This window comes from Variovorax brevis, assembly GCF_030317105.1.
GTDB lineage: Bacteria > Pseudomonadota > Gammaproteobacteria > Burkholderiales > Burkholderiaceae_C > Variovorax > Variovorax brevis.
The window spans coordinates 641,273-666,492 of record NZ_JASZYG010000003.1; the positions used below are offsets into that span (position 1 = coordinate 641,273).

Below are 25,220 nucleotides of genomic sequence, written 5' to 3' on the forward strand. Positions count from 1 at the left end.
AGATTCTGCCCGTGCGCGTTTCAAGGTGGCGCCGAGCACGCCATACTTCGGCCCATCGTCAAACGAGGAAGGGATTCACATGCAAGCCGTTTCGATTCATGTCGTGGATATTGCCAATGGCGTCGTCGCCGTTGGCATGGAGGTCGAGATTGCGCGACATGAGGGCAAGACCTGGAAAAGCGTGGCCACGGGCAAGGTGGGCACCAACGGCGTGGTCGCCGGCATCGAGGGGCGCGAGACGCTGTTCGACATCGGCGTCTACGAATTGCGGCTGCATGTGGCCGACTACTACCGCGCGAAAGGCACGAAGCTGCCTGAGCCGGCGTTCATGGATGTGCAGACCTTCCGCTTCGGGTTGTCGGACATGTCGCAGCACTACCACCTGCCGGTGAAGTTGTCGCCTTGGGGGTTGTCTTGCTTTCGGGGGGCGGCCTGAGGGTTCCTGTTCTTCACACCGCACGGGGTTGCGAGACGGTCTCGCGCGCATAATTTGCGGTCCCACACGACGAAAGGGCGTGCCTTCATGGAACAGCTCGAACAAGAGAAGATCGTCTCGGTGCTCAACCGCCTGCTGGAAGCCGAGTTGGCCGGCGTGGTGCGCTACACGCACTACTCGTTCCTGGTGTTCGGCTTTGGCCGGATTCCCATCGTCTCGTGGCTGCGCGAGCAGGCCAACGAATCGCTGATGCATGCGCAGCAGGTGGGCGAATGGATCACCACCCTGGGCGCCTACCCGTCACTCGCCATCGGCCCGCTGCTCGATTCGCACCAGACCGACATCGGCGCCATGTTGCGCGAGTCGCTCGACACCGAGGCGCGTGCGCTGGCCCTGTACCGGGAACTGCTAACGGTCGTGGAAGGACGGTCGGTGGCGCTGGAAGAGTTCGCGCGGCAGATGATCCAGCTCGAGGAACTGCATGCCGCCGATGTCGACAAGATGTTGCGCAAGCCGGGCGACGTGGCAGCCTTCAAGCCGGCCAAGGCCTAGATCTGGAACACCCGCGTCCGCCGGCGCGAATCTCACTCGCGTCGCACCGCATACGACCGCCGTGATGCCTCAGCGCAAGACCGCTCAGGGTGACGGCAGCTTTGACAACCTCACGACAGCGTCGGCCAACGCGTCGATCCCCGCATCAGACAGATCCCCCGTCTCCACGTTGAGCCGCTGCGCCCACTGGTGGAAGTGCCTGGCCTGCGAGCGCTCGTAGTGCGGGTCGTAGTGCAGCGCCATCAGTTCGGCAAAGAGGTGCGGCAGGTCATGCGCCTGCGCCCACGCCTGCCAGCGCTGCACGGTTTCCTTGCCCTGTATTTCCTTGAGCTTGCCCAGTTGGGTGGCCAGCGCGTCGGCGTCATCGCCCAGATAGCTGTAGTCGCGCAGCAGGTAGTCGAGCCGCGCCTGCGGCGTTGCCCGAACTTCAATGCAAGGCGCCGCGCGCATCTGCTCGACCAATACCAGCGGCACCGACAGCCGGCCGATGCGCGCGCTCTCGCCTTCGACGTACAGCGTGCGCGACAGGTCCAGCGACTCCAGCAGGGTCGCAATCGAAGTCTCGAAATGCTTTTGCGACGGCTGCGGCACGCCCGGCAGCGCGCCGAGCAATGAGCCCTTGTGCGCAGCAAAGGCTTCCAGGTCCAGCACCTGTTCGCCGCGCGCCGCCAGTGCGTGCAGCACACGGGTCTTGGCGCTGCCCGTGGCACCGCAGATGACCTGCAGTTTGAGCCGCGGGCACAGGGCGCCGAGCTGCTCCAGCACGTGGTGCCTGAAGCTCTTGTAGCCACCGGCCAGTTGCTGTGCGTCCCAGCCAACCAGGCGCAGCCATTGGACCATCGAGCCGCTGCGCAGCCCGCCGCGCCAGCAATAGATGAGCGGCTTCCAGTTCGCCGGCCGGTCGTGAAAAGTCTCGCGCAGATGGCGTGCCAGGTTGGCCGCCACCATCGCCCCGCCCACGCGCCGCGCCTCGAAGGCGCCCTGCTGCTTGTAGAGGGTGCCGACGATGCGGCGCTCCTCGTTGTCCAGCACCGGGCAGTTGATCGCGCCCGGAATGTGGTCCAGCGCAAACTCCGCAGGCGAGCGCGCGTCGATGGTGGTGTCGAAGGCGTGCCGGTCGGTCGGGCGAACAGGCTGATGGTGCGTCACACGGCGTGCGCCTTCAGGGCAATGGGCGGCTTGTGCGCGGCCAGGGCCGCTTCGACGTCGCCATGGAACTTCGCGGGGCCGCATTCGGTCGCGCCGAAGTACAGGCTCTGCAGCGCGCCGCTCGCCAGCGTGGATTGCACTGAACGGCCGAGCGCAAAGTCTTCATCCAGCGCGCCCCAGAACGAGTCGACGTTCTTGCGCCAGTAGTTCACCGACTTCTCCGTGGTCGGCAGCTCGGGCACCAGCGTGCTGGCTACCACGCGCGAGTGGCCGACGGCCTCGGGCAAGACGGTGAAGGCATTGGTGTGGTCGCCTTCGTGCAGGATCAGCGTGGACGGAAAGAAGAAATAAATGATGTTGGAATGCGGCCCCACCTGCCAGTCGCTCGCTGGCTGCTCACGCAGGCCCTCGATGCTGCGCTTGGGCAGGAAGATGCGCTGGTGCGGCCCGTCGTGGTCGGCCACCAGCAGGTTGTCGTAAAACATCGGCGCAATGCTGTTGCGGTGAGCGTACTGGAAGTGATAGGTCTCCAGATTGGCCTCGATGGGCACCTTCCAGTTGGTCGGATTCCCGAACTCGCGCTGGTGCACCGGCTTCCAGCTGTCGTAGCCCCAGTTGCGCAGGTCGGCACCGAAGCGGCCCAGCCAGGCGTCGATGTCCAGCGCCGCATCTTCGCCCGGCGCGAGCACGCGCGGCACGACCCACACGAGTCCCAGCGCCTCGGCCGCGGGCACGCGCACCAGCGAACAGTCGGCGGCGGGCGCATGCGGAAATTCAGCAGCGTGCGGACGTCCACGCAATGCGCCGTCCAACCCGTAGGTCCAGCTGTGATACGGGCACACCAGAGCCCGCTGGCTCGATGCGCCCGGCGGCTTCAGCCGTGCGCCGCGATGGCGGCAGGCATTGACGAATGCGTTCAGCTTTCCGCCCTCGCCCCGCACGATGACGATGGGCAGGCCCGCAACGTCGATGGCGTATGAATCGCCCGCCTGCGCCAGCGCGGCGGATGGGCACAGGGCCAGCGGATGGCGCCCGAAGACGGCTCCCTTTTCCTGTTCGAAGCGCGCGGCGTCGAGGTAGCGCGAGACAGGGCTCGTGGCCGGTTCGCCGCGCTCGCTGCCGCGGGTGTCGATCAGCGCCAATGCGCGCCGGATCAGGGCTATCTGCTCATCGTGGTTCATTTGTGCTTGTTGTCTCCTTCCCGAAGATTCTGTCAGACCAGCACTGTCTCGACCTCCGTCTTGACCTCGGTCATCAGCCGGTGCACGGGGCACTTGCCCGCCACGCGCAGCAGTTCGGCGCGCTGCGCATCGTTCAGGTCGCCGGTGAGCTTCAGCGAGGCCTTCAGGCGATAGGTGCCTTGTCGCTCCTGGGAAGCGTCGCGATCGATCACCACTTCGATGTTCTCGACGGGCATCTCCTTGCGCTGCGCATACAGCAGCACCGTGAGGGCCTTGCACGCCGCGAGCGCGCTGTCGTAGAGGTCGTGCGGCGTCGGGCCCTCGTCCTTGCTGCCGGCTTCCGACGATGCATCGACGGCGATCTTGTGGTTGCGAACGGTGAGGACGTGCCGCGTGCCGCCCATGTCGTCACGGCGAACTGAAATGCTCATGAATGCGCTCCTGTTGAAGATGAATGCTTTACCCGGCACCACCGTAGCGCTCGGTGCGAATGAGCGTCGCCGGCACGCCGGCATCGAGCAGGCCCGTGGTGGCCGCCTCGACAAAACGGTTGGAGCCGCAGACGTACACGCTCGCGGGCTCATAGTCCCAGCGCGTGAGAATGGCTTCGATGTGCGCTGCGTCGATGCGACGGTCCAGATCGTCCTTGCGACGCGCGGGCTCGCGCGTGGTGACGGCCACGAACATGAAGTTGGGCGCCTGCTCCTGCAGCGCCAGCAACTCGTCGCCAAAGGCCAGCTCGGCCCAGGTGCGGGCGGAGTAGATCAGCAACAGGGGCGTGGTCGCCGACGACGAGCGCCATTGGCGCACCATCGCCATCAAAGGGGCGATGCCCGATCCGCCGCCCACCAGCAGCAAGGGGCCGCCGTCTTCAGGTTGCCAGATGAAGTGGCCGCCCAGCGGCCCGCGCAACTCGATGGTGTCGCCGGGCTGCACGACGTCGTGGAAAAAGGGCGAGACCTCGCCGTCGTCGAGCTTTTCGATGATGAGCTCGATGCCATCGGCGTGCGGCGCGGAAGCGATGGAATAGCTGCGTTGCGCCGCGTAGCCGTCCGGCGCGGTGAGGCGCACGTCCACATGCTGGCCGGCGACCGGCCGCGGCAACGGCGCCTGCAGGACGACGCTGACGATGCGCGGCGTGATGTGGGCCAGGCTTTGCACGGTCGCATCGTGCCAGGGCGATACCCCGCTCATTGCTGCCCCCACGCTCGGCACTCCGTGTCCTCCCTGGCCCCCGAGGGGGCGCGAGCTTGCTTGGGGCGGCCCGGCGCTATGTCCATGCACCCCCACGCTCGGCACTTCGTGTCCTCCCTGCCCCCCGAGGGGGCGCGAGCTTGCTTGGGGCGGCCCGGCGCTGCGCTCATGGATCATCCGAAAAACGCTGCTGCCGCCAGGGATCGCCGTACATGTGATAGCCGCGCAGCTCCCAGAAGCCCGCCTCGTCGCGCTGCGTGAAGCGCAGGCCCTTGAGCCACTTCGCGCTCTTCCAGAAATACAGGTGGGGCACGAGCAGGCGTGCCGGGCCGCCGTGTTGCGCCTCGAGCGGCCGGCCGCCGAAGCGCGTGGCCACCATGGCACGGCCGCCCAGCAGGTCGGCGGCCGGCACGTTGGTGTCGTAGTCGTCGTGCGAGAGGGCAAGCAGGTAAGGCGTGGGCGGCGCGATGCCCGCGGCAGCCAGCAGGTCGTCGATGCTGACGCCTTCCCACAAGGTGTCGAACTTGGTCCACTTGGTCACGCAGTGGATGTCGCCCTGCCAGGCGGTGCGCGGCAAGGCATCGAACTCGGCCCAGTTCCAGCTCGCCAGCGGTCGCGGGCCCTCGCTCAGCGTGAAGCGCCAGGTCGCCAGGTCGACGCGCGGCGTCGGCCCCTTGCTCAGCACCGGGAAATCTTCCTCCTGATACTGGCCGGGCGGCAAGCGGTTCGCGAAAGCGGCCGAGGGGCGTCGCCCCGTGAATCCACGCGTTGCCATCTGGCACTCCTTGGTGAAAGGTTGCGCGGCCATCGTAGCAGCGTCAAAACAGCGAAAGTGCCCATTCGCGCAAAGCCCTAGCCTGCCCGCGAAGGACCAAAACCCCAACTGACTGCCGGCCTTGTGGCGCGGCCCACCCCCCCACTATGATGCGGCGTTTGGCATTTGCCATGCTTGGGAGCGCTACATGAGACATATCGATTCGACCCGTCCTCTTTCGCGCCGCAGCGCGCTGCAACTCGGCCTGGGTGGCCTTGGCGCCGGCATCCTCCCGGGCATGGCATCGGCACAGGGGGCTTGGCCCACCAAGCCGGTCACGCTGGTGGTGGGCTATCCGCCCGGCGGACAAACGGACTTTGCGGGCCGCGTGCTCACCGCAGGCATGCAGACCAGCCTGGGCCAGGGCGTCGTGATCGACAACAAGCCCGGTGTCAACGGCAACATCGCCACCGACTACGTCGCGAAGTCGCCGGCCGACGGCTACAAGCTGCTGGTGGGCAACGGCAGCAACATGGTGCTCAACCCCCACACCTACCGCAACACGCCGGTGGCCGACCCGCTCAAGCTCACGCCGATCGGCCTGCTGCTGACCTCGTCGCTCATGCTGGTGGTGCCGGCCAGCCTGCCGGTCAAGACGGTGGAAGAATTCATCGCGTGGGTCAAGGCCGAGGACAAGGCGGGCAAGACGGTCGACTATGCGTCGGGCGGCCCCGGCAGCCTGGTGCAGACCGCCATGGAACTGTTCCGCGAGCGCATCGGCAAGCCCAAGATGAGCCACGTGCCGTACAAGGGCAGCAGCCCCGCCATGATCGACCTGATCGCCGGGCGCATCCCCTGCATGTTCGACGCATCGTCGGTGGTGGCGCCCATGCTCAAGTCAGGGCAACTCAAGGCGCTGATCTCCACCGGCGCCAAGCGCGTGCCGGCCTTCCCCGACGTGCCGACCGCCAAGGAGCGCGGCATCAAGGACTTCGAGATCATCTCCTTCATCGGCCTGTATGGCCCGGCGGGCCTGCCCGCGGACATCGTGAAGAAGACCAACGCAGCGATGAACACGGCGCTGAAGGACCCCAACGTGCAGAAGACCATCAGCGAGCGCGGCGACGACGCTGGCGGCGGCACGCCCGAGCAGCTCGACGCCATGACGAAGAGCTACTACAAGCTGCTGGGCGAAGTGGTCAAGAACAACGACATCCGGGCTGAGTAAGGCCCTTCGGCCGCGTCTTGGGCGGCCACTTCGGCGGCTGCTTCGGCCGCCTCACGCGGCCTGCGCCAGCGGCATCACCTTGCTGGCGCCCCGATGCACCTCCGCCTCGCCATGCCGGGCCAGCAACTGCATCAGGTTCTTGCGGATCAGCATCCCCGGCCGGTCCGACTCCATCGAGTATTCAACCCCACGCCGGCGCGTGTCGACCAGCGCATCGGGGTCGGTCGATTCGAGGATGTCCTTGTCCTCGCGCGTCACCTTTTCATCAAAGTCGATCAGCATCTGCGCGGGGCAGTCCGCCTCGGTGTCGTTGCGAAACAGCCATTGGCACAACTGCATTCGCCCGTCGTCGATGGGCGTGAAGCAGTTGATGATGATGTGGCGCACCCCTGACGGGTATTCGATGTCCAGCCGCCGCGAGAAGGGCAGGAAGTACGCGTTGCGCATGTGGCGCGTGGTGATCGGATCCGTCACGCCGCTGATGGCGTGGAATTGGGGCGGGTTCACCGCTTCGATGATCGTCTCGGCGTAGAAGCCGTTGTCGTTCTCGACCAGGTTGTACTTGCTCGGCTTGGGGTTGGCCGCCACGCCGAAGGTGCCGCGGTGCACAAAGCTGAAGTGCGAGTTGTCGAAGGAATTCTCCAGCGCGCGCATCGGGCTGGTCTGCCACTCTTCATAAAACTGGAAGATGGTCCGAAAGCCCGCGTCCTCGAACTCCGGCACCGGCGGGATGTCGGCAATGGGTTCTTCGAGCGACACCCATGCGTAGCCATAGCGCGCGGTGCAGTGATAGGCGGCGGTCTTGTACTCGGGCGAGATGGGCCGGTCGGGCTCGTACTGCGGAATGCGCACCACCTGGCCGCTGCGGTCATAGGTCCAGCCGTGGTAGCCGCACTGGATGGCGCCCTGCCCGCAGCTCTGGCCCTGGGCATCCACGCACCAGCCTTTGGAGAGCTTGGCGGTTCGGTGGCAGCAGCGGTCGCGCAAGGCGGCGGGCTGGCCATCGGCATCGAGGAACAGCACGATGTCCTCGCCAAGGAGCTTGAACGGTTTGGGGCCCTGCGCCAGTTCGGTCAGCGGAATGACGGCATGCCAGAACTTGCGGAAAACGGGTTGTTGGGTGACGAGCATGGGCGAACTCCTTCCATTGCGTGAACAGACACAAACATGAAAGAGCAATTTCCTGCCGGGCGGCCCGGCTGAACGCTTCTACTCTGCGATGCGCAACATGCAAGTTGCGCACCAGCATTTTGCCCTGCGTTTTCGAGACCCGGGGGCGCGCACCTCTGTCATCGACAATACCGCCTCACAAAAATGACGGGAGGAAAACATGAGAACGAGACTATGGCTTCTCGCGGGCTGCGCATGGGGCATTGCGCCCATGGCTTTCGCTGGGGAAGAGGACGACGAAAGGGCCTCTTGGACGTACCGTGGTCATCGCGGTGCAGAGCATTGGGCGCAATTGCATCCAGGCTTCAGGGCCTGCCAGCGGGGGAAATCGCAGTCACCCATCAACATCGACACCAAGCGGGTCCAGCGCCCCGTGAAAGCGACGCCGCTCGCCTTTGCGTATGTGCCCGGCAGCGGCGAAGTCGTCAACAACGGCCACACCATCCAGGTGAACCTGTCGGCGCCCGGCTCGCTGGACATCGGCGGCGTCGAATACCAACTGCTGCAGTTTCATTTCCACGCGCCGAGCGAAGAAAGGATCGACGGCAAGGCCTATCCCCTCGTGGCGCACCTGGTCCACAAGAACGCGCAAGGGCAACTGGCGGTGGTGGCGGTTCTCTTCAGGGCCGGCAAGGAAAACGCTGCACTGCAACGCGTCTTCGAGCACATGCCTCTCAAGAAGGGCGAAGTGCAGCCGCTGGCAACGGCGTTCAACCCAGCCGACCTGCTGCCCGCCGACCACACCCACTACGCTTTCATGGGCTCGGTCACGACGCCGCCCTGCAGCGAGAACGTGCGTTGGCAGGTGCTGCGCAAGCCGGTCGAAATCTCCGCCGCGCAATTGGGCGCGTTCAAGAAGCTCTATGGCATGAACGCACGCCCGCTGCAGCCGCGCAACAACAGGCCCGTGTTGCTGGCGGGCTGACCGGTTCGAGGGGGCTGCAGGCCCGGACGTTGTCAGATGTCACGCGCGCGCCCCCAAAGATCGCCCGACGCATCCATCGTGGCACACCTCATGCATGATCCTGGTGCATGAGCTTCCCCGATGAAACAAAACTCGACGAACGCGACGGCCGCTACCTGCGCAAGGCCATCGTCTGGTCCCACGCAGCGCGGCGCCGCGGCAACCGGCCCTTTGGTGCGGTGGTCGTGTCCCAGGCTGGCGAGGTGCTGGCCGAGGCGTATTGCAACGCCACCGAAACCGGCGACTGCACCGGCCACGCCGAAACCAACGCGGTGCGCCTGCTGGGCCAACGCAAGATCCCCCGAGAAGAACTGGCCAAGGCGACCATCTACTCGTCCGGCGAGCCTTGCGTGATGTGCGCCGGCGCCATCTTCTGGTCGGCCATCGGGCGGGTGGTGTTCGGCATCGACGCCGCTCGGCTGCGCGTGTTTCGCGGTGACCATGGCGACCAGCGCGACGCCGAGTTGTCCTGCCACGACGTGTTCGACGCCTCGCCCCACCGCATCGAATGCATCGGCCCGGCGCTGATCGACGAAGCGGCGGCCGCGCACATTGGCGCGTGGAAAAGCTGACATGCCCTGGCACGCGAAACTCGACCTCTCCTACCAAGCCGACAACCACCGAAGCACCGCCCGATTCAGCCACAGCGGGCCGCTGCGCATCCTGCAGAGCCTCTACCCGGAAGGTGACGCGGTCTGCCACAACGTGATGATCCACCCGCCCGGCGGCCTCGTCGGCGGAGACACGCTGGACATCGGCATCAGCGCCGAGAGCGGCAGCCACGGGCTGGTCACCACGCCGGGCGCGACGCGCTTCTACCGATCCGAAGGCGAAGCCGCCGTGCAGCGCACCCGCATCGCGCTGGCGCCGGGCGCACGCGTCGAATGGCTGCCGCTGGAAGCCATCTGCTACAGCGGTTGCCGCGCCGAGAACCGCTTGCGCATCGAGGCCGCACCCGGCGCCGAACTCATCGGCTGGGACGTGAGCGCCTTGGGACTGCCCCACGCCAACCAGCCTTTTGAGCGCGGCAGTTTGCTGCAGCACATCGAAGTGCCGGGCGTGTGGCTCGAACGCGGCCGCATCGACGCGGCGGACCAGCGGCTGATGCAAAGCCCCCTCGGGCTGAGCGGCCACCGCTGCATGGCCTCGCTCTTCTACGTTGCCGGATCGCCCATTGCGCGCGAGCGGCGCGATGCCGCGCTCGATCTCGCCCGGTCGCTGTGCGATGAAAGCCCGCTGCAGGCAAGCGCCGGCGCCACCAGCCCGCATGCCGAAATCATCGTCCTGCGCGTGCTGGCGCCGGTGGTCGAACCGGCCATGCAACTGCTCAGGCAGGTGTGGCGCGCGTGGCGCTCCGAACTCTGGAAGATGGACGCCACCGCGCCGCGCATCTGGTCGATGTAGCCACGACACACATTCGTCTGAGGGATTTCACTCATTCACTGCAGATTCACGCCGTCCCGCACCAAAAAGGTGACAGTGGCTGACAAAATGTTCCTATATTTATTTGCCCGGCTCCCCAGACCGGCCAGCCACGAGGAAGGGTGAGATGGAAAGACTGACCGAGCGCGGAACCGTTGCGGCCGTTCTCGCAACGCTCGTTCGCCAGCGCTGCGCCGCCACGGGCGGCAGCCGGACCTTGCGTACGGGGCTGCAGGCCATGGTGCCGGTCAGCGAGCGGCCATCGGTGCGCCGCGGGCTCGACGCGCTCATCGAGCAGGGCCTGCTTTTCGCGAGTGGCGAAGACATCGGTTTCAGTCCACAAGGCAAGGTATTCATGGCCCACATCCAGCGCCTGCGCGGCGAGTTGCAGACCCCCGAAAACGCCCGAGACGCCGAGGCTGCCAAGGCCATGCTGGCCAGCATCGAGAAAGACGCCCGCTTCGATCCTGACCGCGACATCGAGGACGTGCGCACCCTCCCCGGCCGGCTCGAAGGCTACCGTGCAGCGCGCCAGCCGCGCTTTACAAAGCTGCTGGTGCTGGCGGGCTTCATCCTCTTGGTTGCAGTGGTTTACTACTTCACCCGGCACTGACGCCCGGCGCCGATGACGGCGGCCCTACACTGGCGGCCCTCTTTCATCGACGGTAATCACGCTCATGCAGGCCATGCAGATCGAGTTGCTGCAGCAAATGCCCATCTTCGGCGCGGTGTCTGAAAGCACGCTGGAATTCCTGCTGGCACCGGCGCAGGTCTTCGACGTGCCGGCCGGCCAGTACTTCTTTCGCGAAGGCGATGCCGCCAGCGGCATGTTCGTGCTGGAGCACGGCCGCGTGGCCGTGCGCAAGCAATGGGAGCGCCGCGACATGCTGCTGCGCGAACTCGGCCGGGGCGACTGCTTCGGCGAGATGGCGCTGCTGGACCTGTCCGCGCGCAGCGCCTCGGTGGTGGCGCTGGAGGACTGCCACGCGATCGAGCTCACGCCCGACAACCTGTTCCGGCTCTTCGAACTCGACCCGGGGCAGTTCGCGCTCATCCAGATGAACATTGCCCGCGAGATGAGCCGGCGCCTGCGCTACACCGACGAAATGCTGTTTCGCGCCCGGATGGAAGAGGTCAACGCATCGCTGGAAGAAGTGTTCCGCTGGGCTTAGGAGTCCGGGCGGCAGAAGCAGCGGCTTCTGCCGCGCAGACTGCTCGTGCCCAGAAAATCAGCACGCGGTGCCGTCCGACGAGACGCGCTGCGGGAATTCCCTAGACTTGAGGCCCATGCAAAGAAGAACCTTCCTGGGCGCCGCTGGCGCCATGGCTGCGACCGGCTGCTCCAACATCCTCGTTTCCCCGGCTGCGCAGGCCGCTGGCCTGCAACCGCTGGGCGCATCCCAACCCTTCGACTACGCCTGGCTCAAGGGCACGGCCAGCGCGATGGCGGGCAAGCCCTACACGCAACACGGGCGCCCCCTGCCCGCCGACGTGGCGGCACTGGACTGGGACCAGTACCAGTCGATCCAGTTCAAGCCCGACCACGCGATGTGGAACGACCAGAAGCTGAAATTCCAGATCAAGCTGTTTCACCTGGGCCTGTTCTTCAAGCGGCCGGTGCGCATGCACGAAGTCAATCGCGGACGTGCGCAAGAGCTGGCCTACGACCCCGCCATGTTCGACTACGGCAAGAGCGGCCTGGTCGGCAGCAAGCAGCCGCGCGACCTGGGCTTCGCGGGCTTTCGGGTCAACTCCTCCATCGACAGCTTCAAGAGTGACGTGGCCGCTTTCCTGGGTGCGAGCTATTTCCGCGCCGTGGGCGTCGAAGGGCAATACGGCCTGTCCGCACGCGGCCTGGCGGTGGACACGGCCTTGCCGCGCGATGAGGAGTTTCCGGACTTCACGGACTTCTACTTCGAGCAGCCCGAAGCGCCATCGGACACCGTGGTGGTCTACGCCCTGCTCGATTCGCCGAGCATCGTGGGCGCCTACCGCTTCGCGATCACGCCGGGCGATGTGCTCTTGATGGACATCGACGCCGCGCTCTACCCGCGCAAGCCCATCGAGCGTCTGGGCATTGCGCCCTGCACGAGCATGTTCCAGTTCGGCGAGAACGACCGCCGCATGAGCAACGACTGGCGCCCCGAGATCCACGATTCCGACGGCCTGGCGATGAACAGCGGCAGCGGCGAATGGATCTGGCGCCCGCTCACCAACCCGGCGACGCTCAGCTTCAATTCCTTTGCCGACCAGAACCCCAAGGGTTTTGGCCTGCTGCAGCGCGACCGCAACTTCGACCACTACCAGGACGACGGCGTGTTCTACGAAAAGCGTCCCTGCCTGTGGGTTGAGCCCAAGACCGGCTGGGGTGACGGCGCGATCCAGCTCGTTCAGATCCCGACGGTGGACGAAACCTTCGACAACATCGTCGCCTTCTGGAACCCCGCGCAGAAGGTGCAGCCGGGCCAAGAGATGCTCTTCGGCTACCGCCTGTACTGGGGCGCGCAGCCACCGAGCCGGCCGCCGCTGGCGATCTGCGTGGCGACGCGCACCGGCATCGGCGGCATCGTGGGCCAGAAGCGCAAGTACTACTCCTACCGTTTCACCATCGACTTCGCGGGCGGCGCGCTGGCGCAGATCGACTGGAAGACGGCAAAGGTCGAGCCCGTTATCACGCTGTCGAGCGGCAAGGCCGAGATCACGTCGGCGCGGCCACTGGATTCGATTCGCGGCGTGCGCGCCATGTTCGACGTGGTGCCCACTGAAAGCACCGAGCCGGTCACGATGCGCGTCTACCTGAAGGGCGGCGAGCAGACCTTGAGCGAGACCTGGCTGTACGAATGGGTGCCGCCTGCCTTGGCGGACCGCAAGTAGCACGCACGCCGGCGATGGGATGAACGGCACCGACATCCCTGCCCGCCTCGACCGGCTTCCGTGGTCGCGCTGGCATTGGCGTGTCGTCATTGCGCTGGGCGTGGCCTGGGTGCTCGACGGGCTCGAAGTCACGCTGGTCGGCTCGCTGGGTGGCGTGCTGGAGCGCAGCGACACGCTGGCGCTGACGGCCACGCAAGTCGGCATCACCGGATCGCTCTACATCGGCGGTGCGGTGATCGGCGCGCTGGTGTTCGGGCGCTTGGCGGACAGGCTCGGGCGCAAGCGGCTTTTCCTGCTGACGCTGGTGCTGTATTCGATCGCGACCTTTGCCACGGCGTTTTCAACGGACTTCCTGTTCTTTGCGCTGTGCCGCTTTGCGACGGGACTGGGCATCGGCGGTGAGTACGCTGCCATCAACTCCGCCATCGACGAGCTGATTCCGGCGCGCGTTCGCGGGCGCGTGAATCTCGCGATCAATGGCAGCTTCTGGATCGGCGCGGCGCTGGGGGCGGGTTTGAGCCTCGTGCTGCTTGATCCGCAGATGCTCGGGCCGGTGTGGGGGTGGCGCGTGTGCTTCGGGCTGGGGGCAGTTCTGGCCGTTGCCATCCTGCTGGTGCGGCGCGATGTGCCGGAGAGTCCGCGCTGGTTGGCATCGCATGGGCGCGTGGACGAAGCGATGCGCGTGATCGAGGGCATCGAGGCGCAGGTCAGCGCCACGCACGGGCCGCTGCCGCCAGTTGCTGCAGCGCGGTCCACGCCGTCGCGCGGCTCGGCGTCGTTTCGTGAGATCGCCCATGTGCTGCTGCACCGCTATCGCCAGCGCAGCGTCGTCGCGCTCGCGCTGATGATCTCGCAGGCCTTCTTCTACAACGCGATCTTCTTCACCTATTCGCTCGTGCTCACACGCTTCTACGACGTGCCGGACGCGCGTGTGGCGCTCTACATCTTTCCATTTGCGCTGGGCAACGTGCTGGGTCCGTTGCTGCTGGGGCCGCTGTTCGACAGTTGGGGGCGTCGGCGGATGATCGCCATCACCTACGTGCTGTCCGGCGTGGGCCTCGGGCTGACGGGCGGGGCGTTCATGGCGGGATGGCTGGATGCACGCAGCCAGGCCTTGTGCTGGTCGGCCGTGTTCTTCCTGGCATCGGCAGCGGCGAGTTCGGCCTACCTCACGGTGAGCGAAGTGTTCCCGCTGCAGATGCGGGCGATGGCCATCGCGATCTTCTATGCGGTGGGCACGGGCGCTGGCGGATTCGTGGCGCCATGGCTTTTCGGTGCGTTGATCGAGACGGGCAGCCGTGGCGCCGTGGCCGTGGGCTATGCGATTGGCGCAGTGCTGGTCATCGTCGCGGGCTTGCTGGCGCTTCGCTTTGCAGTGGATGCGGAGCGCAAGCCACTGGAGGAAATTGCGCCGCCGCTGGCATGACGTGTCACTGCATGCCGACCGCCACGCTGGCCGTCATGTACGGGTGTACGGAGCACACGTATTCGTAGACGCCGGGCTTGTCGAAGCTGCGACTGAAGCTCTGGCCCGGCAGGATCAGCTCCATGCCCTTGGCGCCATCCTTGAAGGCCAGGCCGTGCGGCGCGCCGTCGTCGTTGACCCATTGCACCGCCTGTCCCGGTGCGATGGAAACGCGCATCGGGCCGAACATGAAGTTGTTGATCGACACCCTGGCGGCGCCTGCCGCGACCTTCGTGGCCAAGCCATGCTGGACAGCCACCTTGCGCGGCGCGGTGCCCACCGCGATGGTGCTGGACGCGCCGCCGGCCAGATCGACCACCGTGACGTCGTTGGAGCCTTCGTTGGTCACCAGCACCTTCTTGCCGCCGGGCACCACGTCGACCCAGTGCGGCTGCTTTCCGACGGGCACGCTGCGGACGGCCGCGTTTGTCGCCGGGTCGAAGAGCATCAGTTCACCCGGCCCTTGCACGACGGCAACGCCGTGGGGCGTGCCCGCGAAATGCTGCGCGATGTGCGGCGACACGCCCGTCGGAATCTGCGCGACGATCTGCCTGGTTTCGGGGTCGATGACCTGCACGGCGCTGACGCCCGCCAGCGTCACGTAGAGGAATTTGCCATCCGCGCCGAATTCAAGGTCACGTGGCGTCTTCTCCATCGGCAACGTGGTGGTGACGGCGCGCGTCGCCAAGTCGACCACGGCAAGCGAGTACTGGCCCGGCTGCTGCGAAGAAACCCAGGCCTGCTTGCCGCCCGGCCGGATGGCGATGGTGTGCGGTTTGCCCACAGGCGCCGTCGCAACGACCGCATGCGTGCTGCTGTCGATGAAGGCCACGCGGTCGTCGCCGTTGACGGCCGCCAGCACCCACTTGCCGTCCGCCGTGATGGCCAGGCCTTGTGGTCCCTTGCCGACTTCGACGGTGGCCTTGACCTTGTCGCTCGCCGTGTCGATCACGTTGATCGTCGATGCGCTGGCGCCGCTGACGAAGGCCTCGGCATCGTTGCGCGCAATGACGATGCCGTCCGGCCCCGCGCCCACGGGAACCGTCGCAACGACACGTGCCTCGCCCGTGTCGATCACGCTGACCGTGTTGTCCTTGAAATTCCCGACGTAGGCCTTGGGGCCTGCCGCCAAAGCGGTGCCCGCCAGCGCCAGTGCGGCGACGGCGCAAACGATGGAAGATTGCAGCTTCATGAGCGAACTCTTGGGTTTTCGACAGCAGGCATGACGCGTCGGCCGGGCCGGCTATTCCCGCCTTCACGCTTTGTTGCGAAGTCGTGGAATAAAGCGGAGGCTTGCTGCGTCAGGCCATGCAAGGAAGTCTTTCTCTTGAGACATCGCACGCAGCGCTTCGAGAACGCCGCCCTGCCGCATCTGCCGGCGGCGTACAACCTTGCGCGCTGGTTGCTGCGCGACGACCAGCAGGCCGAAGACGCCGTGCAGGAGGCCTACCTGCGTGCATTTCGTTTTTTCGACGACCTGCGTGGCGACAACGCACGGCCATGGCTCTTGGGCATCGTTCGCAACGCCTGCTACGACTGGATGCGCCAGCACCGACAACTGGCCGACCAGGTGGCGTTCGACGAACTGCGCGACAGCGACGTCGACGGGCCCGCCTTTGCCGCGCACGCGCCGGGCGGCGGCGACCCTGCGGTGTTGTGGGAGCAGTCGATGCGCGGCAAGAGCGTGAACGAGGCCATCGCCGCGCTGCCGCCGGGCTTTCGCGAAGTGATCGTGCTGCGCGAGCTGGAAGAGATGACCTATGAGGAGATTGCGCGCGTGGCGGGCGTGCCGGTGGGCACGGTGATGTCGCGCCTGTCGCGCGCCCGTGCGTTGCTGCGTGTGGCATTGAAGTCGGAAGCGCCCACGGCCCGGCCATCGTCGGAAAGGAAAAAGCACGATGCAAGTGCCTGAGGACGAAGCGCTCGGTTCGCAGATCCGGCGCGATGCGACACGGCATGCGCCGCCGCCGGCGTTGGCGGTTCGCATTGCCGATGGCGTGCGGGAGGCGGCGGCCGTGCCGGCGGATGGTGCGGCGCCTTCAAGACGCCGTTCGCACACGCCCTGGCGGTGGTTGCAGTCTGTCGCCCTGTTCGGCGCAGGCGCCGCCGTGTCGTGGGGATTGGCGCTGAGCCTTCTGGCGACGCCACAGGCCGCACTCATGAGCGAGGCCGTCACGTCGAGTCACGTGCGCTCGCTGATGGGCGCGCACCTGGTCGACGTGGGCTCGTCAGACCATCACACCGTCAAGCCGTGGTTCGCCGGCAAGCTGGACTTTTCGCCGCCAGTGATCGACCTGGCGGCGCAGGGCTTTCCACTGACGGGGGGTCGACTGGACTACCTCGATGGCCGGCCTGTTGCTGCGTTGATCTATGGCGCCGGCCCGCACATCGTCAACCTCTTCGTCTGGCCGGCCGCCGGGGCCAAGACTGCGACGCCGCCGCAGGCATCGACGCACCGGGGCTACAACCTCGTGCACTGGGTCGAGGGCGGCATGCAGGCCTGGGCGGTGTCGGATCTCAATCCGGCGGAGTTGCAGGTGTTCGCGTCGCGGGTGCGCGACCAACAGTTGGCAGCGGCGCCTTCGCCCCGCTGATGTCGTGGCTCAGATCGCGACGAGCTGGCGCACGCCGTTCGCTTCCATCTCCTTGCCGACGCCGCGTGCGATGACTTCGCCGCGTTCCATCACGAGGTAGTCGTCAGCCAGCTCTTGCGCAAAGTCGTAGTATTGCTCGCACAGCACGATGGCCATGTCGCCGCGGTCGGCCAGCATGCGGATGACGCGGCCGATGTCCTTGATGATGCTGGGCTGGATGCCTTCGGTAGGCTCGTCCAGGATCAGCAGCTTGGGCTTGGGCGCAAGGGCGCGTGCGATGGCGAGTTGCTGCTGCTGGCCGCCGGAGAGGTCGCCGCCTCTTCGGTTGATCATTTGCTTGAGCACGGGGAAGAGTTCGAAGAGTTCGGCGGGGATGGGCGTGCTGCCGCTCTTGTAGGCGAGGCCCATGCGGAGGTTTTCTTCGACCGTGAGCCTTGCGAAGATTTCGCGGCCCTGGGGGACGAACCCCATGCCGGATCTGGCGCGCTCGTAGGGCGTCTTTTTCTGGATCTGCTGGCCATCGAACTCGATGGTGCCGGACTTGATGGGGATGAGGCCCATCAGCGACTTCAGCAACGTCGTCTTGCCGACGCCGTTGCGGCCGAGGAGGACGGTGACCTTGCCGAGGTGGGCTTCGATGCTCACGTCCCGCAGGATGTGGGAGCCGCCGTAGTACTGGTGGATGTTCTTGACTTTGAGCATGTTCGTTCAGCGTCCGAGATAAACCTCGATGACCCGTTCATCCGCCTGCACTTCATCCAGAGTGCCCTGCGCCAGAACGGACCCGTCGCACAGCACCGTCACGATCTCGGAGATGGTCTTGATGAAGCTCATGTCGTGCTCCACCACCATCAGCGAATGCTGGCCCTTGAGCGTGAGGAACAGTTCGGCAGTACGCGCCGTTTCCTCATCCGTCATGCCAGCCACCGGCTCATCGAGCAACAACAGCTTCGGGTCCTGCATCAGCAGCATGCCGATCTCCAGCCACTGCTTCTGACCGTGACTCAGGTTGCCGGCGAGCCGCGACACACTGCCCGCCAGGTGAATCGTCTCCAGCACCTCCGACAGCCGATCGCTCTGCGCCGAATCCAGCTTGAACAGCATCGACGCCTTCACGCCCTTGTTTGTCTTGAGCGCCAACTCGAGGTTCTCGAACACGGTCAGGTGCTCGAACACCGTCGGTTTCTGGAACTTGCGGCCGATGCCCAACTGCGCGATTTCCGCCTCCTTGTGCCGTAACAGGTCGATCGTGCTGCCGAAGAAAACAGTGCCCGAATCCGGTCGCGTCTTGCCGGTGATGATGTCCATCATCGTCGTCTTGCCCGCACCGTTCGGTCCGATGATGCAGCGCAACTCGCCCGGTGCGATGTCCAGGCTGAGCTTGTTGATCGCCTTGAAGCCGTCGAAGCTCACGCTGACGTCTTCGAGGTACAGGATGCGGCCATGCGTCACGTCCACTTCGCCGGGCGTGGCATGCCGGCCGAAGCCCGCTGCACGTCCACCTGATTCCGTCTGCAATGCAAGCTCGGGGTGAAAGTGATGCGCCAGACGCTCGGCGCCGGCTTCCATCAGGTCGGGCGTCATGCGCGTGCTCCTTTGGGGTCGGCAGCAAGCGGCACCATCGCGCTGGGCTCGGCGCCCTCTTCCGTGGCCAGCGAACGACGCGCCTGCCGAACACCCTCTGTCGCAGCGGCGGCTGGCGCAGCCTCCTTCTTGCTGCGCATGCGGGCAGTCCACTTGCGCACCAGGCCGACCACACCATCCGGCAGGAACAGCGTCACGCCAATGAACAACGCACCCAGGAAATAGAGCCAGTACTCCGGCGCCGCCACGGTCAACCAGCTTTTCGCGCCGTTGACGATGAAGGCACCGACGATCGGTCCGATCAATGTTGCACGCCCGCCGACCGCCGTCCAGATCGCAATTTCGATCGACGCGGCAGCGCTCATTTCACCGGGGTTGATGATGCCCACCTGCGGCACATACAGCGCACCAGCCACGCCGCACATCATCGCGGAGATGACCCAGATCGTGAGCTTGTACGGCAGCGGGTTGTAGCCCGAGAACATGACGCGCGATTCGGCGTCGCGAATGGCTTGCAGCACGCGGCCGAACTTGCTGCCGATCAACCACTTGGCGAACAGGAAGAAGCCCAGCAGCGTGAGTCCCGTCAGCACGAAGATCGTCATGCGCATCTCTTGCGTGGCAATCGGAATGCCCAGGATGCGCTTGAAATCGGTGAAGCCGTTGTTGCCGCCGAAGCCCGTTTCATTGCGGAAGAACAGCAGCATCGCCGCAAAGGTCATGGCCTGCGTGATGATGGAGAAATACACGCCCTTGATGCGCGAGCGGAAAGCAAAGAAACCGAACACGAAAGCGATCAGCCCCGGCACGGCGACGACGAGGAAGAGCGTCGCCCAGAAGCTGCCCGACAGCGTCCAGTGCCACGGCAGTTCTTTCCAGTCCAGGAACACCATGAAGTCCGGCAGGTCGCTCTTGTAGTTGCCGTCGCGGCCGATCTGGCGCATGAGGTACATGCCCATCATGTAGCCGCCCAGCGCAAAGAAGAGGCCATGGCCCAGCGAGAGGATGCCGGTGTAGCCCCAGATGAGGTCCATCGCCAGCGCGCAGATGGCGTAGCACATGATCTTGCCGACCAGCGCCACGGCGTAGTCGCTCATGTGGAATGCCGAGCCCGCCGGCACCCAGATGTTGAGCAGCGGCGCCACCGCGCAGATCACGATCAGCACGACGAAGAACGCCGTCCAGCCCTTGCCGCTCAAGAGCGGCCCTTTTGATGGAAGTACGACGCGACTCATGCTTCGGCACTCCGGCCCTTGACGGCAAAGATCCCTTGTGGACGTTTCTGGATGAAGATGATGAGGAACACCAGCACCGCGATCTTCGCGAGCACCGCGCCGGCCCAGCCTTCGATGAACTTGTTGAGAATGCCCAGCCCCAGCGCCGCATACACCGTGCCCGCCAGCTGGCCGACGCCGCCCATCACCACCACCATGAAGGAGTCGACGATGTAGCTCTGGCCGAGGTCTGGACCCACGTTGCCGATCTGGCTCAGCGCGCAGCCTGCGAGGCCCGCGATGCCCGAGCCGAGCGCAAAGGCGTAGGTATCGATCCGCGCCGTGTTCACGCCCATGCAGGACGCAATCGGCCGGTTCTGCGTCACACCGCGAACGAAGAGGCCCAGCCGCGTGCGGCCGATCAGGAAGCCCATGGCCAGCAACACAAGCACCGCAAAAATGATGATGCAGATGCGGTTCCACGGCAGCGTGACGTTCGACAGCATCTGCAGACCGCCGCTCATCCACGCGGGGTTTTCGACGCCGACGTTCTGCGCGCCGAAGAAGCTGCGCACCAGTTGCTGCAGCATCAGGCTGATCCCCCAGGTGGCGAGCAGCGTTTCCAGCGGCCGGCCGTAGAGGAAACGGATCACGCCGCGCTCCAGGATCGCACCCGTCAGCGCCGACGCGCAGAAGGCCACCGGAATCGCAGCCACCAGATACCAGTTGAACAGGCCAGGTGGCAGGTATTTCTGGAACACGCCCTGCATCACATAAGTGGCATAGGCGCCGATCATCATCAGCTCGCCGTGCGCCATGTTGATGACGCCCATCAGGCCGTAGGTGATGGCCAGGCCGAGCGCGGCCAGCAACAGCACCGAGCCCAGGCTGACGCCGCTGAAGATGGCGTTGATGCGGTCGCCCCACACGAGCGACGCGTCGATGTTCTTGATGGACGCGACGATGGCGGTCTTGACTTCCGCGTCGGTCTCGTCGGCCAGTCGCTGGTTGAGCAACAATTTCGTGTCGGGGTTGCGGTTATCGCCCAGTTCCTTGGCGGCAACCAGGCGCTTGGCCTTGTCAGAACTCGTCAGCAGGCCGGCTGCGCGCACGAGTTCGAGTTGCGCCTTGATGTCGGCATTGGTCTCGACGGACAGTGCCTTTTCGACCAGCGGCACGCGCGATTCGTCAGGCTCCTTGAAGAGCGCCTTCGCGGCGGCGGCGCGCACGGCGTCGTCCTTGCTGGTGAGTTGCAGCCCCGCCTGCGCGGCCTCGAGCGCACCGCGCATGAGGTTGTTGTTGGTCACGTCTTCGGCGTCGTCGGGAAGCTTGAGTTCCGCGCCGGTGACGGGGTCGAATGCCTTGTCGTCCTTGATGACGAAAACCTTGTCCTGCGTGAAGCGCACTGCGTCGTCGGACATGGCCTGGATGAACGCGGCGGTCTTGTCGTCGGCGGTCGTGACGGCCTTGTTGAGGGCGGCAATGCGCTCCTCGGTATCGCCCGAGGCGATGGCCCTGGCTTCTTCGGAAGTGAGTGCGTGAGCGCTCCAGGTCGCGATGAGCAGCGAGGCAGCGATTGCGCAGTGGAGTGTTCGTCGAAGCATCGTAAGAATCAGGTTGGGTATTGCCCCCTCCCCTTCCGGGGGAGGGTTGGGGTGGGGGCAAGCGGCGGATCCATCGACTTGATATTTCCGCCGCCGCATGCCCCCACCCCTGCCCTCCCCCGGAGGGGGAGGGAGAGAACAGCCTTACATCGACTTGCCAGACGGATAGTCCGGCTTCTTGTCGTTGCCTTCGATGAACGGGCTCCACGGTTGGGCCTTGATCGGGGCCGGCGTCTTCCAAACCACGCTGAACTGGCCGTCAGCCTTGATCTCGCCGATGAACACCGGCTTGTGCAGGTGGTGGTTCTTCGGGTCCATCTCGACCGTGAAGCCGTCCGGTGCCTTGAAGGTCTGGCCTGCCATCGCGGCGACGACCTTGTCGGTGTCGGTGCTCTTGGCCTTTTCAACGGCCTGCTTCCACATGTGCATGCCGATGTAGGTGGCTTCCATCGGGTCGTTGGTCAGCGGCTTGTCCATCTGGCCGGGCAGCTTCTTGGCCTTGGCGTAGTCGCTCCACTGCTTGATCCAGGCGGCGTTGGTCGGGTTCTTGATCGACATGAAGTAGTTCCATGCGGCAAGGTGACCCACCAGCGGCTTGGTGTCCACGCCGCGCAGTTCTTCTTCGCCCACCGAGAAGGCGACGACCGGCACGTCCTTGGCCTTGAGGCCCGCGTTGCCCAGTTCCTTGTAGAAGGGCACGTTGGAGTCGCCGTTGATCGTCGAGATCACGGCCGTCTTGCCACCCTGCGAGAACTTCTTGATGTCGGCAACGATGGTCTGGTAGTCGCTGTGGCCGAAGGGCGTGTACTTCTCGTCGATGTCGGCATCCTTCACGCCCTTGCTCTTGAGGAAGGCGCGCAGGATCTTGTTGGTGGTGCGCGGGTACACGTAGTCAGTGCCCAGCAGCACGAAGCGCTTGGCACCGCCGCCTTCCTTGCTCATCAGGTATTCGACGGCCGGGATGGCTTGCTGGTTCGGCGCGGCACCCGTGTAGAACACGTTCTTGCTCAGCTCTTCGCCTTCGTACTGCACGGGGTAGAACAGCAGGCCGTTCATTTCTTCGATGACCGGCAGCACCGACTTGCGCGACACCGAGGTCCAGCAGCCGAAGATCACGGCGACCTTGTCCTGACCCAACAGTTGCTTGGTCTTCTCGGCGAACAGCGGCCAGTTGGAGGCCGGGTCGACGATCACCGGCTCGAGCTTCTTGCCCATCACGCCGCCCTTGGCGTTGATTTCCTCGATGGTCATGAGGGCCATGTCCTTGAGGGCCGTCTCGGAAATCGCCATCGTGCCCGACAGCGAGTGCAGGATGCCGACCTTGATGGTGTCAGCGGCATGGGCCGGCACGGCGGTGAGGCCGCCGACGGACGCCAGCGCGACCGCGGCGGTCAGCGCCTTGAGAGTGAAACGACGTTGTTGCATGAGGACCTTCTCCAGTTGTGTTGAACGACGAAGCCGAGTCTGCGCATGCACCCCCTTGCCGAAAATACGCCCGGTGGCGTACGAATGACGCGTCGGCGAGACAGTGGCGACGCGCGTTCCAGGTCGCTCCGACCTTCCCTCCAAGGGCATAGCCCCCTTGGTGGATGACGCGGTGCGCGGCCGGCCCTAGTGTGTTGACCTGCAGTTCACCGGCATCGCGTGCCCGTGTCCGGCAGACAACAAAGGAGGCCGGCCATGTTCCAGACGCCCGTCATTTCCGTCGCCATGGGGCTTTGCTTTGCCTTCGGCTCCGTGGCGCTGATCGCCTCCGCCCTGAACGAGGCCTTCGCCAGCCTGCTCAAGTTGCGCGGCCGCCTCCTGCTGGACGGCATGAAGGAGTTGCTCAACCGCAACCCCGAGTTGCTCAAGTCGATCTACACCCACTCCGTGGTGAACCCGATGGAGCCGCTTTCCACGCTCGGCAAGGCGATTCCCGGCGTGGCGACCTGGCTCCAGCACGACGGCCTGTGGGGCATGCTGCGCGGGCGCATCAGCGGCGGGCTGCCCTTTGCCAAAGTGCCCTCCTACATTCCGTCGAAGTCCTTTGTCGTGGCGTTGATCGACGCCATTGGCGGCACGCAGCGCCAACTCGCCGCCATCGAGGCAGCCATCGCCCGCATCGGCGATCCGCAACTGCGCGCCGCGCTGACCACACTGGCGCAACGGGCCGAAGGCAACATCGACGTGTTCGAAAAAAGTGTCGCCGACTGGTTCGACCAGGCGATGGACCGGCTGTCAGGCTCCTACAAGCGGCGTGCGCAGCTCTTCACCTTTCTCTTCGGCTTCCTGGTGGCGGTGGTGCTGAACGTCGATGCCACGCATCTGGCGACGGTGCTGTGGTCACAACCCGTCCTGCAGGCGCCCAATGCAGGCGCAACGCCGGCGGACGCGCAGGCGGCTGTTGCCGCGCTGGCGCAATTGCCGATCGGGTGGCTCGACAGCACGAACCCGTTCACCACGGCGGGGCCGATCCATGTGCACATCGGCGGCCTCAGCTTTACGCCGTCGGCCTTCGTGGCGCACGTGGTGGGTTGGCTTTTGACGGCGTCGGCGGCGCTGTTCGGCGCGCCCTTCTGGTTCGACCTGCTGCAGCGCGTGGTGCAACTGCGCTCCACCGGACCGAAGCCTGACGCAGGCGGCGCTCCCCGCGCCTGATTCAGGCGCCTGATTCAGGGGCCTGGCGCCGCAGTGGCCGTCGTCGCTGCGCGAAAGGCACGCAGCGCAAACGCCCAAACCATGCGCGTCGCATCCGGCCCGCTGCTGTCGCTGAAAGCCTGGCTGCCCAAGCCGCCGCTCCACGCGTGGCCGAGCCCGGCGACTTCGCACACAGTGACCAGCGTGCGGCCCTTGCGCTTGTAGTCGGTCAGTTGGGCCGCATAGCGATTGCCGCGCTGCAGGGTACGCGCGTCGCCCGAACGCGCGCCGGTGGCGGTGGCCCAGATCAGGGCGCTGCTGTGGGCGTTGTTGAGCGCGACCACCCGGTCCGCATCGCCGTGCAGCACGAGCAATGGCGGCAAGGTCGTGAACACCGCCGCGGCCCCCATGGCCTTGCCCACGGCGGTCGTTAGCGTGGGCGCCGTGTGCTGGCCGCGCATGGCACCGAGCGCCGTGGTGGCGGATTTAGCCGCGCCCGGCGCCACGCCCGAATGCATCGCCACCGCCTTGAAGCGCGTGGGATAGCGCGTGGCCAGCAAGGCCGCCATGCTGGCACCGGCCGACAGGCCCGCGATGGCGATGCGATCCCGATCGACGCCGTACAAGGTCGACACCTGATCGATGGCCGACATCAGCGTTGCGGCTTCGGCATCGGCCTTTCCGGAGCGCCGCTCGAACCAGTTCCAGCAGCCCTGCGCGTTGGCGAGGCGGTCCTGCTCCGGATACAGCACGAGAAAGCCTTCACGCGACGCCAGCCGGTTCATGCGCGTGCTGACGGCGAAGTCGCGCCCGGTCTGGCCGCAGCCGTGCAGCATCACCATGAGCGGCAGCTTTTCTCCGGGCGCGGGCTGCAGGCCGGGCGGACGGTAGAGATGAAAGCGCCGCGCACCGGCTGGTCCCAGCGCAACGCCGGGCAGCCAGTCGCCCGGCCCCGGCGGCGGGCGGTTCATGCGCACGGCGGCGCGCTGCACTTGTCCGGCAATGCGCTTGCTGCCGGCCAGCGTGGCGCGCGTCATGGCTTTCAGGTTGCGCTCGTAGGCCTTTGCGAGAACGGAAGTGGCGGAAGATCGGCGTCGGGCCATGCAGAAGGGATCGTGGTGGTCAGACGCTACACCCTAGCGCGCCGTTGCCATCGTCGGTGAAGGCCAATGCCGCGAATTCGCGCTTCTTCGCCCTTGCGTGGACGTGATGCAAC

The 25,220-nt window shown here is 65.7% G+C and carries 26 protein-coding genes; 13 read left to right on the top strand and 13 right to left on the bottom strand.

Annotation, left to right across the window (positions count from 1 at the left end; translation table 11 throughout):
- The first annotated feature begins 79 nt into the window (after positions 1–79).
- Both QTI66_RS11800 and QTI66_RS11805 read left to right on the top strand, forming a co-directional pair.
- Entirely contained in the window at positions 80–436 is a 357-nt protein-coding gene (locus tag QTI66_RS11800) for a hydroxyisourate hydrolase (RefSeq protein WP_286559694.1), read from the top strand.
- 87 nt (positions 437–523) lie between these two features.
- A complete protein-coding gene (locus QTI66_RS11805) occupies positions 524–988 on the top strand; it encodes a ferritin-like domain-containing protein (protein ID WP_286559695.1) in 465 nt (154 codons plus the stop codon).
- Positions 989–1,072: 84 nt separating this feature from the next.
- Here the strand turns inward: QTI66_RS11805 and mnmH are convergent, their stop codons facing one another.
- From mnmH to QTI66_RS11830, 5 genes are all read right to left on the bottom strand, one after another.
- Positions 1,073–2,137 carry a tRNA 2-selenouridine(34) synthase MnmH gene (gene mnmH / locus QTI66_RS11810; RefSeq protein ID WP_286559696.1) on the bottom strand — a complete coding sequence of 355 codons (1,065 nt, stop codon included), beginning with the start codon at positions 2,135–2,137 and terminating at the stop codon, positions 1,073–1,075.
- A complete protein-coding gene (locus QTI66_RS11815) occupies positions 2,134–3,318 on the bottom strand; it encodes an aromatic ring-hydroxylating oxygenase subunit alpha (RefSeq protein WP_286559697.1) in 1,185 nt (394 codons plus the stop codon). Before QTI66_RS11815 ends, mnmH begins: the two co-directional genes overlap by 4 nt.
- Positions 3,319–3,350: 32 nt before the next feature.
- Positions 3,351–3,749, bottom strand: coding sequence for an OsmC family protein (locus QTI66_RS11820; protein ID WP_286559698.1), 399 nt, complete (start codon positions 3,747–3,749; stop codon positions 3,351–3,353).
- A gap of 28 nt (positions 3,750–3,777) precedes the next feature.
- The gene (locus tag QTI66_RS11825) at positions 3,778–4,512 is read right to left on the bottom strand and encodes an FAD-binding oxidoreductase (RefSeq protein WP_286559699.1); all 735 of its coding nucleotides are present in this window, start codon (positions 4,510–4,512) and stop codon (positions 3,778–3,780) included.
- A 166-nt stretch (positions 4,513–4,678) separates the two neighbouring features.
- Positions 4,679–5,287 (bottom strand): sulfite oxidase-like oxidoreductase, encoded by a 609-nt coding sequence (locus tag QTI66_RS11830; protein ID WP_286559700.1) that lies wholly within the window; start codon positions 5,285–5,287, stop codon positions 4,679–4,681.
- A 187-nt stretch (positions 5,288–5,474) separates the two neighbouring features.
- On the opposite strand from QTI66_RS11830, the gene QTI66_RS11835 reads away from it, so the two are divergent.
- On the top strand, positions 5,475–6,494 hold the full coding sequence (locus QTI66_RS11835) for a Bug family tripartite tricarboxylate transporter substrate binding protein (RefSeq protein ID WP_286559701.1): 1,020 nt from the start codon (positions 5,475–5,477) through the stop codon (positions 6,492–6,494).
- A gap of 51 nt (positions 6,495–6,545) precedes the next feature.
- Here the strand turns inward: QTI66_RS11835 and QTI66_RS11840 are convergent, their stop codons facing one another.
- Positions 6,546–7,625, bottom strand: a complete 1,080-nt coding sequence (locus QTI66_RS11840; RefSeq protein ID WP_286559702.1) for an aromatic ring-hydroxylating dioxygenase subunit alpha — start codon at positions 7,623–7,625, stop codon at positions 6,546–6,548.
- Between the two features lie 250 nt (positions 7,626–7,875).
- On the opposite strand from QTI66_RS11840, the gene QTI66_RS11845 reads away from it, so the two are divergent.
- The 7 genes from QTI66_RS11845 (at position 7,876) to QTI66_RS11875 (ending at position 14,350) form a co-directional block, all read left to right on the top strand.
- Positions 7,876–8,589, top strand: a complete 714-nt coding sequence (locus QTI66_RS11845) for a carbonic anhydrase (RefSeq protein WP_286559985.1) — start codon at positions 7,876–7,878, stop codon at positions 8,587–8,589.
- A gap of 107 nt (positions 8,590–8,696) precedes the next feature.
- Positions 8,697–9,200, top strand: coding sequence for a nucleoside deaminase (locus tag QTI66_RS11850; protein ID WP_286559703.1), 504 nt, complete (start codon positions 8,697–8,699; stop codon positions 9,198–9,200).
- Position 9,201: 1 nt separating this feature from the next.
- The gene (locus tag QTI66_RS11855; protein ID WP_286559704.1) at positions 9,202–10,032 is read left to right on the top strand and encodes an urease accessory protein UreD; all 831 of its coding nucleotides are present in this window, start codon (positions 9,202–9,204) and stop codon (positions 10,030–10,032) included.
- Positions 10,033–10,177: 145 nt separating this feature from the next.
- Positions 10,178–10,663: a hypothetical protein gene (locus tag QTI66_RS11860; RefSeq protein WP_286559705.1), complete on the top strand. Its 486-nt coding sequence runs from the start codon at positions 10,178–10,180 to the stop codon at positions 10,661–10,663.
- A 64-nt stretch (positions 10,664–10,727) separates the two neighbouring features.
- The gene (locus QTI66_RS11865; protein ID WP_286559706.1) at positions 10,728–11,222 is read left to right on the top strand and encodes a Crp/Fnr family transcriptional regulator; all 495 of its coding nucleotides are present in this window, start codon (positions 10,728–10,730) and stop codon (positions 11,220–11,222) included.
- Between the two features lie 115 nt (positions 11,223–11,337).
- On the top strand, positions 11,338–12,924 hold the full coding sequence (locus QTI66_RS11870) for an OpgD/OpgG family glucan biosynthesis protein (protein ID WP_286559707.1): 1,587 nt from the start codon (positions 11,338–11,340) through the stop codon (positions 12,922–12,924).
- Between the two features lie 19 nt (positions 12,925–12,943).
- On the top strand, positions 12,944–14,350 hold the full coding sequence (locus tag QTI66_RS11875; RefSeq protein ID WP_286559708.1) for an MFS transporter: 1,407 nt from the start codon (positions 12,944–12,946) through the stop codon (positions 14,348–14,350).
- Between the two features lie 4 nt (positions 14,351–14,354).
- Here QTI66_RS11875 and QTI66_RS11880 read toward each other — a convergent pair whose 3' ends face one another.
- A complete protein-coding gene (locus QTI66_RS11880) occupies positions 14,355–15,581 on the bottom strand; it encodes a YVTN family beta-propeller repeat protein (RefSeq protein ID WP_286559709.1) in 1,227 nt (408 codons plus the stop codon).
- Positions 15,582–15,716: 135 nt separating this feature from the next.
- Between QTI66_RS11880 and QTI66_RS11885 the strand changes: the two genes are divergently transcribed.
- Together QTI66_RS11885 and QTI66_RS11890 are read left to right on the top strand one after the other, a co-directional pair.
- Positions 15,717–16,301 carry a sigma-70 family RNA polymerase sigma factor gene (locus QTI66_RS11885; RefSeq protein ID WP_286559710.1) on the top strand — a complete coding sequence of 195 codons (585 nt, stop codon included), beginning with the start codon at positions 15,717–15,719 and terminating at the stop codon, positions 16,299–16,301.
- On the top strand, positions 16,288–16,983 hold the full coding sequence (locus QTI66_RS11890; RefSeq protein WP_286559711.1) for an anti-sigma factor family protein: 696 nt from the start codon (positions 16,288–16,290) through the stop codon (positions 16,981–16,983). The genes QTI66_RS11885 and QTI66_RS11890 overlap by 14 nt, the downstream gene beginning before the upstream one ends.
- Positions 16,984–16,992: 9 nt before the next feature.
- Here QTI66_RS11890 and urtE read toward each other — a convergent pair whose 3' ends face one another.
- The 5 genes from urtE to urtA all read right to left on the bottom strand — a co-directional run bounded on the left by urtE (position 16,993) and on the right by urtA (position 22,810).
- Positions 16,993–17,685 carry an urea ABC transporter ATP-binding subunit UrtE gene (gene urtE / locus QTI66_RS11895; RefSeq protein WP_286559712.1) on the bottom strand — a complete coding sequence of 231 codons (693 nt, stop codon included), beginning with the start codon at positions 17,683–17,685 and terminating at the stop codon, positions 16,993–16,995.
- 6 nt (positions 17,686–17,691) lie between these two features.
- The gene (urtD, locus tag QTI66_RS11900) at positions 17,692–18,567 is read right to left on the bottom strand and encodes an urea ABC transporter ATP-binding protein UrtD (protein ID WP_286559713.1); all 876 of its coding nucleotides are present in this window, start codon (positions 18,565–18,567) and stop codon (positions 17,692–17,694) included.
- Positions 18,564–19,802 carry an urea ABC transporter permease subunit UrtC gene (urtC, locus tag QTI66_RS11905; protein WP_286559714.1) on the bottom strand — a complete coding sequence of 413 codons (1,239 nt, stop codon included), beginning with the start codon at positions 19,800–19,802 and terminating at the stop codon, positions 18,564–18,566. The genes urtD and urtC overlap by 4 nt, the downstream gene beginning before the upstream one ends.
- Positions 19,799–21,385, bottom strand: coding sequence for an urea ABC transporter permease subunit UrtB (urtB, locus tag QTI66_RS11910; protein WP_286559715.1), 1,587 nt, complete (start codon positions 21,383–21,385; stop codon positions 19,799–19,801). Before urtB ends, urtC begins: the two co-directional genes overlap by 4 nt.
- Before the next feature lie 144 nt (positions 21,386–21,529).
- A complete protein-coding gene (gene urtA / locus QTI66_RS11915) occupies positions 21,530–22,810 on the bottom strand; it encodes an urea ABC transporter substrate-binding protein (RefSeq protein ID WP_286559716.1) in 1,281 nt (426 codons plus the stop codon).
- A 255-nt stretch (positions 22,811–23,065) separates the two neighbouring features.
- Here urtA and QTI66_RS11920 point away from each other — a divergent pair, with 255 nt between their 5' ends.
- The gene (locus tag QTI66_RS11920) at positions 23,066–24,025 is read left to right on the top strand and encodes a hypothetical protein (RefSeq protein WP_286559717.1); all 960 of its coding nucleotides are present in this window, start codon (positions 23,066–23,068) and stop codon (positions 24,023–24,025) included.
- A gap of 14 nt (positions 24,026–24,039) precedes the next feature.
- On the opposite strand, the gene QTI66_RS11925 is transcribed toward QTI66_RS11920, so the two are convergent.
- Complete coding sequence (locus QTI66_RS11925; RefSeq protein WP_286559718.1) at positions 24,040–25,107, bottom strand: extracellular catalytic domain type 1 short-chain-length polyhydroxyalkanoate depolymerase; 1,068 nt, start codon at positions 25,105–25,107, stop codon at positions 24,040–24,042.
- Between the last annotated feature and the right edge of the window lie 113 nt (positions 25,108–25,220).

Bases quoted from the DNA above. Each gene is read 5' to 3' on its own strand.
- QTI66_RS11825 (WP_286559699.1), bottom strand. From the start codon at position 4,512: ATGAGCGGGGTATCGCCCTGGCACGATGCGACCGTGCAAAGCCTGGCC.
- urtA (WP_286559716.1), bottom strand. From the start codon at position 22,810: ATGCAACAACGTCGTTTCACTCTCAAGGCGCTGACCGCCGCGGTCGCG.
- QTI66_RS11830 (WP_286559700.1), bottom strand. From the start codon at position 5,287: ATGGCAACGCGTGGATTCACGGGGCGACGCCCCTCGGCCGCTTTCGCG.
- QTI66_RS11840 (WP_286559702.1), bottom strand. From the start codon at position 7,625: ATGCTCGTCACCCAACAACCCGTTTTCCGCAAGTTCTGGCATGCCGTC.
- QTI66_RS11815 (WP_286559697.1), bottom strand. From the start codon at position 3,318: ATGAACCACGATGAGCAGATAGCCCTGATCCGGCGCGCATTGGCGCTG.
- QTI66_RS11925 (WP_286559718.1), bottom strand. From the start codon at position 25,107: ATGGCCCGACGCCGATCTTCCGCCACTTCCGTTCTCGCAAAGGCCTAC.
- QTI66_RS11920 (WP_286559717.1), top strand. From the start codon at position 23,066: ATGTTCCAGACGCCCGTCATTTCCGTCGCCATGGGGCTTTGCTTTGCC.
- urtE (WP_286559712.1), bottom strand. From the start codon at position 17,685: ATGCTCAAAGTCAAGAACATCCACCAGTACTACGGCGGCTCCCACATC.
- QTI66_RS11890 (WP_286559711.1), top strand. From the start codon at position 16,288: ATGCAAGTGCCTGAGGACGAAGCGCTCGGTTCGCAGATCCGGCGCGAT.
- QTI66_RS11835 (WP_286559701.1), top strand. From the start codon at position 5,475: ATGAGACATATCGATTCGACCCGTCCTCTTTCGCGCCGCAGCGCGCTG.
- QTI66_RS11855 (WP_286559704.1), top strand. From the start codon at position 9,202: ATGCCCTGGCACGCGAAACTCGACCTCTCCTACCAAGCCGACAACCAC.
- QTI66_RS11865 (WP_286559706.1), top strand. From the start codon at position 10,728: ATGCAGGCCATGCAGATCGAGTTGCTGCAGCAAATGCCCATCTTCGGC.
- urtD (WP_286559713.1), bottom strand. From the start codon at position 18,567: ATGACGCCCGACCTGATGGAAGCCGGCGCCGAGCGTCTGGCGCATCAC.
- QTI66_RS11820 (WP_286559698.1), bottom strand. From the start codon at position 3,749: ATGAGCATTTCAGTTCGCCGTGACGACATGGGCGGCACGCGGCACGTC.
- urtC (WP_286559714.1), bottom strand. From the start codon at position 19,802: ATGAGTCGCGTCGTACTTCCATCAAAAGGGCCGCTCTTGAGCGGCAAG.
- QTI66_RS11850 (WP_286559703.1), top strand. From the start codon at position 8,697: ATGAGCTTCCCCGATGAAACAAAACTCGACGAACGCGACGGCCGCTAC.
- QTI66_RS11800 (WP_286559694.1), top strand. From the start codon at position 80: ATGCAAGCCGTTTCGATTCATGTCGTGGATATTGCCAATGGCGTCGTC.
- QTI66_RS11845 (WP_286559985.1), top strand. From the start codon at position 7,876: ATGGCTTTCGCTGGGGAAGAGGACGACGAAAGGGCCTCTTGGACGTAC.
- QTI66_RS11805 (WP_286559695.1), top strand. From the start codon at position 524: ATGGAACAGCTCGAACAAGAGAAGATCGTCTCGGTGCTCAACCGCCTG.
- QTI66_RS11880 (WP_286559709.1), bottom strand. From the start codon at position 15,581: ATGAAGCTGCAATCTTCCATCGTTTGCGCCGTCGCCGCACTGGCGCTG.
- QTI66_RS11860 (WP_286559705.1), top strand. From the start codon at position 10,178: ATGGAAAGACTGACCGAGCGCGGAACCGTTGCGGCCGTTCTCGCAACG.
- urtB (WP_286559715.1), bottom strand. From the start codon at position 21,385: ATGCTTCGACGAACACTCCACTGCGCAATCGCTGCCTCGCTGCTCATC.
- QTI66_RS11875 (WP_286559708.1), top strand. From the start codon at position 12,944: ATGAACGGCACCGACATCCCTGCCCGCCTCGACCGGCTTCCGTGGTCG.
- QTI66_RS11870 (WP_286559707.1), top strand. From the start codon at position 11,338: ATGCAAAGAAGAACCTTCCTGGGCGCCGCTGGCGCCATGGCTGCGACC.